Source organism: Pseudomonas sp. zfem004, from assembly GCF_032621715.1.
In the GTDB taxonomy this organism is placed as follows: domain Bacteria; phylum Pseudomonadota; class Gammaproteobacteria; order Pseudomonadales; family Pseudomonadaceae; genus Aquipseudomonas; species Aquipseudomonas sichuanensis.
Map to the genome: position 1 here is coordinate 480,325 of NZ_JAVYJF010000001.1, position 7,739 is coordinate 488,063.

The 7,739-nt window shown below is 62.6% G+C and carries 2 protein-coding genes; both read left to right on the plus strand.

All coding sequences use genetic code 11. From position 1 onward, the window contains the following. Nucleotides 1–135: 135 nt before the first annotated feature. Entirely contained in the window at nucleotides 136–1,842 is a 1,707-nt protein-coding gene (locus RTH46_RS02260; protein ID WP_153788087.1) for a ShlB/FhaC/HecB family hemolysin secretion/activation protein, read from the plus strand. Between the two features lie 41 nt (nucleotides 1,843–1,883). Beyond that, a partial coding sequence (locus tag RTH46_RS02265; protein WP_316904958.1) for a filamentous hemagglutinin N-terminal domain-containing protein occupies nucleotides 1,884–7,739 on the plus strand: 5,856 nt, incomplete at its 3' end.

Consider the following 7,739-nt stretch of genomic DNA (forward strand, 5'->3'; position numbering starts at 1 on the left):
CGATTGAAGGGATGGCGGGCGGACGTCGTTGTCAGGGCAATTCTGGCGAATGCAAAAATTTGACGTCAACAAATCGACTGGTAGAATCGCGCGCCCAATGATGTCGTAGTGACATCATGCGCACGTGACCATTCAATGTTTTCCAGGACGAACCACTTCTTACGAGTCACAGGGATCCTTTGCGCTTTATTGTGCTCAAGCACCGTATCGGCGGCGACCCCTGGCGATACGGATCTTATCCGCGAGCGCCAGGACCGCTTGCTCGAGGAGCAGGGCCGCCGCCTCGAGGATCTCAAGAACCTGCCGGGGCAATCCCACAACCCGCAAACCCCTTCAGCGCCCAACGATGAGCGTTGCTTTCCGATCAGGTCCATCGACCTGGAAGGGGCTGACAGTCTGTCGAGTGCCGAGCGCCAACACCTGATCGCGCCCTTCGCTGGCCAGTGCCTGGGCGTCGCGCAGCTCAATCAGTTGCTCAAGACGATCACCGATCACTACCTTGGCAAGGGGCTGGTCACCAGCCGTGCCTATCTGCCGCAACAGGACCTGTCCAGCGGTGCTTTGAAGGTGCTTGTCGTCGAGGGGCGCCTTGAGCGTCTTCGCAGCGCCGAAGACAGCGGCTTGTCCGAACGCGAACTGGCCATGAGCTTTCCCGGTAAACCCGGTGACCTGCTGAACCTGCGTGAGATCGAGCAGATGGTCGACCAGCTCAATCGCCTGCCGTCGAACAACGCGAAGATGGAACTGGCGCCCGGCGAGCGTATTGGCGGCAGTGAGGTGCTGGTCAGGAACACCCGACAGAAGCCATGGCGGGTGGGTTTGTCGCGGCATAACGATGGGCAGGCAAGTACCGGTGAGCAGCAGTGGGGGGCCTCATTCGATTGGGACAGCCCTCTGGGTTTGTCCGATCAGCTGCTGTTGCGCGGCGGGCATGACGCGGTCAGCGACCGCCAGAAAACCTCGAACAACGCGATGCTTCGCTACAGTGTGCCGTTTGGTTGGTGGAACCTCAGTTACACCTACAGCCAAAGCGAATACCGCTCGCAGATTCAGGCCCTGGGTTTCGACTTCAAGCAGAGCGGTGAAAGCCAGAATCATCAGCTGTACCTGGAGCGGGTGATTTTTCGCGATGCTGTCAGCAAGACCTCGGTGAGCACAGGGCTTGCGCATCTGCGCACCAGCAATTTCATCGAAGACAGCAAGCTCAGGAACAGCAGCAATCGCATCAGTGAGGCACAGTTCGGCGTCAACCATGGCCGACGGGTCGGCAATGCCTATGTCAACCTTGACCTGGGCATGCAGAACGGTATCGGCGCCCTCGACGCCCAGGGCAATCACGCCCCGCGCCCTGGGCAGCAAGATGCCCGCTATCGCAAGTACACCGCGACCTTGAGCTACCTGCAGCCCTTCCAGTTGTGGGGAGAGGCCTTCAGCCTGAGCAGCCTGGTGACCGGCCAGCGTAGCGAAGATGTGCTGTTCAGCCCGCAGCGTATGAGCTTGGGTGGTCAGTCTTCGATTCGTGGTTACAAGGACCAGAGCCTGTCAGGTGACAGTGGCAGCTACTGGCGCAGCGACTTGCGCTGGAGTCGCCCGGTCAGCATCGACTGGCTGCGGCCGGTGCTGGCCGAGTACGGCGTCGGCCTTGGCTACGACCAGGGTGTCATCCGCCATGACCGCTACAACGCCGAAATGCACGGGCGTATGTCGAGTCACTCGCTGGAGTTGTTCGCCCGAGGGCAGAACATGGCCGCTAGCGTGACGTTCGCGCATTCACTGGAGCGGCCCGGGCCGATCGAAGCGCGGGAAACCCCCACCTACTTCCGCCTCGACTTCTTCCTCTAGCCGTTGCGCTTTCTGTTTAGACCGATACGAGATTCTCGACCATGGACGTTCGCCAGCTCGCCTTCCTTGCACGCCAGCCTTCAGCTTCCCTGACACGCCGTGAGTACTTCCTCGGCCTGCCCAAGCGCGGGCTGGCGTTCATTCTGGCGAATGCCATGTTCTGGCAGCCGTTGCTGGTACAGGCCGAGGGACTGGTAGTCAGCGCTCCAGGCACGACGCTTGGACAGGCGGGTAATGGCGTACCCGTTGTCAACATTGCAGCGCCCAATGGCAGCGGGCTGTCACACAACCAGTTCCAGGACTACAACGTCGGCAGCCAGGGGTTGATCCTCAACAATGCCCCTAACCGAACCCAGCCCACCGAGTTGGGCGGGATCATCCTGGGCAACCCCAACCTGAAGGGCGGGGCTGCATCGGTCATTCTCAACGAAGTCACCGGTAACAGCCCCAGCCAACTGCGTGGCTATACCGAAGTGGCGGGGCAGTCGGCGCATGTGATCGTCGCCAACCCCTATGGCATCACGTGCAACGGCTGCGGTTTCATCAACACTCCGCGGGTGACGCTCACGACGGGCAAGCCTGTGATCGACAATGGCCGTGTCGAGCGGTTCCAGGTCGACGGTGGCAGCGTCAATTTCGAGGGCAATGGGTTCCGAGCGGGCAAGGTCGAGCAGTTCGACGTGATTACCCGCAGCGCTCGGATCAACGCCGAGATCTACGCCAAGAAGCTGAACGTCATCACCGGGCGCAATGACGTCAAGGCCGATGACCTCACTGCCGTCGCCCGAGCCGCTGACGGCAGCCAGGCGCCGGAGCTGGCCATCGATAGCTCCGCATTGGGCGGGATGTATGCCGGCACCATTCGCCTGGTGGGGACGGAAAAGGGTGTCGGCGTGCGCCTGGCCGGCAACATGGCCACCAGCGCCGGGGACATCCAGATCGATGCCAACGGCAAGCTCACCATGGCTCAGGCGGTTTCCAGCGGCGCGGTCAAGGTCAACGCCGACAGCGTTCAGCTCGATGGCCCGGTCTATGCGGGCCGCGACCTGACGATCAAGGCCCAGGGGGATCTCGACAGCCGACAGAGCCTGGCGGCCCATGACAGCATTCGCCTCGAAAGCGCTGGCCGCTTGAGCAACGGCGGTAGCATCGATGCTGGCGTCAACCTCGATGGCAGCCGCAATGCCGCCGGGGATGTAACGCTAACCGCTGATCAGGTGACCAACCGCGGCAGCGTGATCGCCAGCCGCAAGATTGGCGTTGGTGCCACACAAACCCTGGATAACCAGGGTGCCAGCCTGGTGGCCGGCGAAATCGACGTTTCGGCCGTGCGCATCGACAACCGCAAGGGGGCGATCACTGCCAGCGGCGGTACTGCGACCGTGCATGCGCAGGAGCAGCTGGATAACCGTGAAGGCAAGATACTTGCCGGTAGCTCACTGTGGCTGACTGGCGGTGAAGTACTCAACCAGGGCGGTGCACTCATTGCCGACAACCTGACCGCGCACCTGACCAGCCTGGACAACAGCCTGCAGGGTCGAGTCAGTGCCGAAAATGGCAAGCTCGAAATAATCGCCAGCGATGACCTGAACAACCAGGGGGGACGTCTGCAGTCCACCACTGGCGCCATCGCGATCGAGGCAGCCAACATCGACAACCGCGGCGGCGTGGTTGTGGGCAAGCAGGTGCAGCTGGCCGCCGAACAGGGGCAAATCGACAATCGTGGCGGCCAGGTACTGGGTACCCAGGTGAAACTGCAGGCAGCCGCTGTCGACAACCGCGAGCAGGGCAAGGTGCTGGCCGGTAGCGGGGGGCTCGAACTGGTTGCAGCAGCCGTGCAGAACCAGCAGGGCGCCTTGCTTGCCGAAGACGGTGCGCTGGTACTGCGCATGGGGGATGAGGGCGAGCTGCACAACCAGGGCGGCAGCATCAAAGGCGCCAGTGTAGAGGTAACCGCTGCATCGTTGGACAACAGTGCCCTGGAGGGCACGCTCGGGCTGATTGCCAGCCTCAAGGGCAACCTTCAACTGATCGTGAAGCGGATCGACAACCGCGCAGGCCTGGTGGAGTCCGCCACTGGCCTGGTGGTCGAAGGCGAGCGCTTGGACAACAGTGCCGGGGGACAACTACGAGCGCTAGGCGGTGACTCCAGCCGTATTGTCCTGAGCGATGAGCTGGACAACCGCAGCGGCAAGGTGGCGATCGGCAGCCACGGCTTCACACTCGATACCGCGAGCCTGCTCAACAACGATGGCCATATCGAGCATGCCGGCCAAGGCGTGTTCTCCCTCGATCTGGCGGCATTGCAGGGTAGTCGCGGGGAGTTGCTGGGGCATGGCATGGGCGACTGGCGTGTTGGCCAGGTAGAAGGTGTGGGCAGTTGGCAGCTCAACGGTGGCCTGGCCTACACCAGCCATCAGGGCCTGACGCTGGCCGTGGGCGAGCGTATCGCCAGTGCGGGCAGCTTGACCTTCGACATGGCCAGCCTGGAGAACGCTGGCGAGCTGGTAGCCGACGGTGGCTTGACCCTCAAGCTTGCTGGCGACCTGACCAACAGCGGTACCCTCTCGTCGCTGAAGCTCATCGACATTGGCGCCATCAATCTCACCCAGGACAACGGGCGCCTGGCCAGTGGCGGCGATATCCGGCTGACCCTGCAGGGCACGTTGGATAACCTTGGCCGCCTGGTCGCCGACCAGGCTTTGACCATCGAAGCTGCACGCATCAACAACCGCGGCAGCCTCGGCGCATTGAAGGCGGCCCACCTGACCGCCGCCGATGGCGTCTACAACGACCAGGACAGCGTGTTGTTCAGTGGCACCGGGCTCAGTGTGCGCGGCGACAGCCTGAGCAACTACTACGGCGATATCTACAGTGGCGGCGACCTCAGCTTCGCCGGCCTGGATGGCGACAAGGGCAGCCTGTTCAGCAACCTTTCCGGCAGTGTCGAAAGCGCAGGCAATATCGATATCAAGGCCATCGAGCTGACCAACGCCAAAGCCGAGTTCAAGCTGGGCAAGGGGCTGGTCTCCGGGAGCCTGTCCTGGGTGTGTGGGCAGCACTGCGGAGGCGGGGATTCGTTCAAGCGCGGCACCATCACCATCACCAAGGTGCTCGACGAGACACCGACCAAAAACTCGCCGTCGGCGCGGCTGGTGGCAGGTAAAGGCCTGACGGTAGACGCCCAGCACATCGAAAACCGCTACAGCCTGATGGCGGCCAACGGCGACATGACCCTGGTCGCCGACAGCCTGCTCAACCAGGGGGCCGTTTCCCGTTCAGGCATCCAGATCATCCAGCGCGGCACACCGGGAAGGATCGCTACCGGGTACTGGGACCAGATGGAGTTCGTCGACGTCCCCGCGTTCAACGCCGCAGTAGCGGGCGGTCATTTCGACGAGGCGGGCTTCAACGAGCTGATCAGTCGCTCTGCCGATGACCGCTTCAGCAGCATGAGCGACGTCACCACCTGGAGCCCGAACGGCAATACCGTTTACGCCGCGACCATCCAGGCCGGTGGCCAGGTCAACCTGACTGTTGGCAAGAACATTCAGAACGGCAGCCTGGTCGATAACACCCTGGCGCAATTGACCGGGAGCCTGGGCGATGACCAGACCACCGCCTCCAGAGTCGGCGGTATCGAGATCGCGATCAACCCGAGTAGCCCAGCCCCACAGCCCCCAAAGGATGTGACGAGGGTCGAGCAGATCGGCGCCGATGGCAGTGTGGAGATCAGCTTCGTGCCGGCTGATTTCAGCGGCTCGCCGTTCGTTGCGGTGGACCCGACGGCACTGCCGACGTTCCGCCTGCCGCAGGGCGACTACGGCATGTTCACCCAGGCGCGTAACCCGCAGGGCCGTTACCTGGTCGAGACCAACCCGCAGTTGACCAACCTGAAGAACTTCTTCAGTTCGGACTACCTGCTGGATCAATTGGGCGGCTTTGATACGCAGCAGGCCTGGCGGCGCCTGGGCGATGGTGGTTACGAGACGCGCTTGGTGAGCGATGCCGTTCTGGCGCAGACCGGGCAGCGCTTTCTGGCCAATGGCCTGACCAGCGAGTACGAACAGTTCCGCTACCTGATGGACAACGCCATAGCCTCGAAGGAGCAGCTTGGGCTGACCATGGGGGTGAAGCTGAGTGCTACGCAGGTGGCGGCGCTGACCCATGACATCGTCTGGATGGAGGAACGCGAGGTCGAGGGCGAGAAGGTCCTGGCGCCGGTGCTCTACCTGGCCAAGGTCGACTCGCGTGACATTCGTGGTGGCAGCCTGGTGCAAGGCCGCGATGTGAGTGTGCTGAGCGGCAACAACCTGGTCAGTGTCGGCGTGCTGCGGGCCAGCAATGACCTGAGCGTGTTGGCGGGTAGCAGCATCTATCAAGGCGGCCTGGTCGAGGCCGGCAGAAACCTCTCGATGCTGGCCCAGGACAGCATTCGCAACGCAATGGCCGGTGATATTCGTGGCCAGAACGTCAGCCTGACCGCGCTGAGCGGCGATATCGTCAACGATCGTACGGCGATTCTGGTCGGTGAAGGCTCCGGCCATCGAACCGTGCTCGACGATGGCGCCGGCATCAGCGCGACCGGCACGTTGAGCCTGAACGCTGGCCGGGACCTGACCAACAAGAGCCAGATCAGCAGTGTTGGCGATGCCACGCTCAAGGCAGGGCGTGACATCAACCTGCTGTCGGTGGCCGACAGCAGCGAGATCCATGTCAGCCGCAACGGTGGTCACAAGTACAGCGTCACCACCCAGGTCAACAACCTTGGCTCCAGCGTGACCAGTGGGGCCGGCCTGACGATCGAGTCGGGGCGTGACATCAACGTTGTCGCCAGCACGGCAAGGGCAGGCGAGGACCTGACCGTCAGCGCCGGCCGTGACCTGTATCTGGGCTCGGCCACCGATGAAGACAGCGTCGAGACCCGCACCAAGCAGGGCAAGAAACGCATCAACGAGGAAGACAGCCATACCCGTCAGGCAGCCAGCGAGTTCAGTGCCGGCGGCAAACTTACCGTCGACGCCAAGCGCGATGTGACAGTGGTCTCCAGCAACCTCACCGCTGGCGACGACCTGGCGCTGAAGGCGGGCAAGAACCTGCAGTTTCTGGCGCAGCAGAACACCGACCACACCCTTTACGACATGCAGGAGAAGGGGGGCTTCGGTGCCTTGAAGCTCAAGCGCGACGAAGTCACCCAGGTGACCCATGTCGGCAGCCAGGTCAAGGCGGGTGGCGATGTCTCGCTGACCAGTGGCGGTGACCAGCGTTATCAGGTGGCGCAGCTCAAGAGCGGTGGCGACCTGACCTTGGACAGCGGTGGCGAAATTGTCTTTGAAGGTGTGAAAGACCTGCATGACGAAAGCCACACCAAGACCAACAACAACGCGTTCTGGAGTTCAGCCAGCGGCAAAGGCCGTACGGACGAAACCTTGCGCCAGACGCAGATGCAGGCGGCCGGCAGCATCACCATCAAGGCGGTTGAAGGGCTGCGTATCGACCTCAGGCAGGTTGACCAGCAGACGGTCAGCCAGACCATCGATGCAATGGTCGCGGCCGATCCGCAGTTGGCCTGGATCAAGGCTGCAGAACAGCGTGGGGATGTGGATTGGCGGCAGGTGAAGGAAGTTCACGACTCCTTCAAGTACAGCAATTCGGGGCTGGGTGCTGCGTCGGCGATGATCATCGCCATCGTGGTGGCGTACTTCACCGCAGGTGCGGTGAGTGGTTTGGCCACCAGTGTCGGGTCTTCCGCCACCAGTGCCGCCGGCGTCAGCACCACGACAGCCACCACCATTGGTACGGCAGCCAGCGCCGCGACTACCGCTGTGGTCAGTTCGGCGGCCAGCAGCGCAGCGATCAGCACCATCAACAACCAAGGCAACCTTGGGGCGGTATTC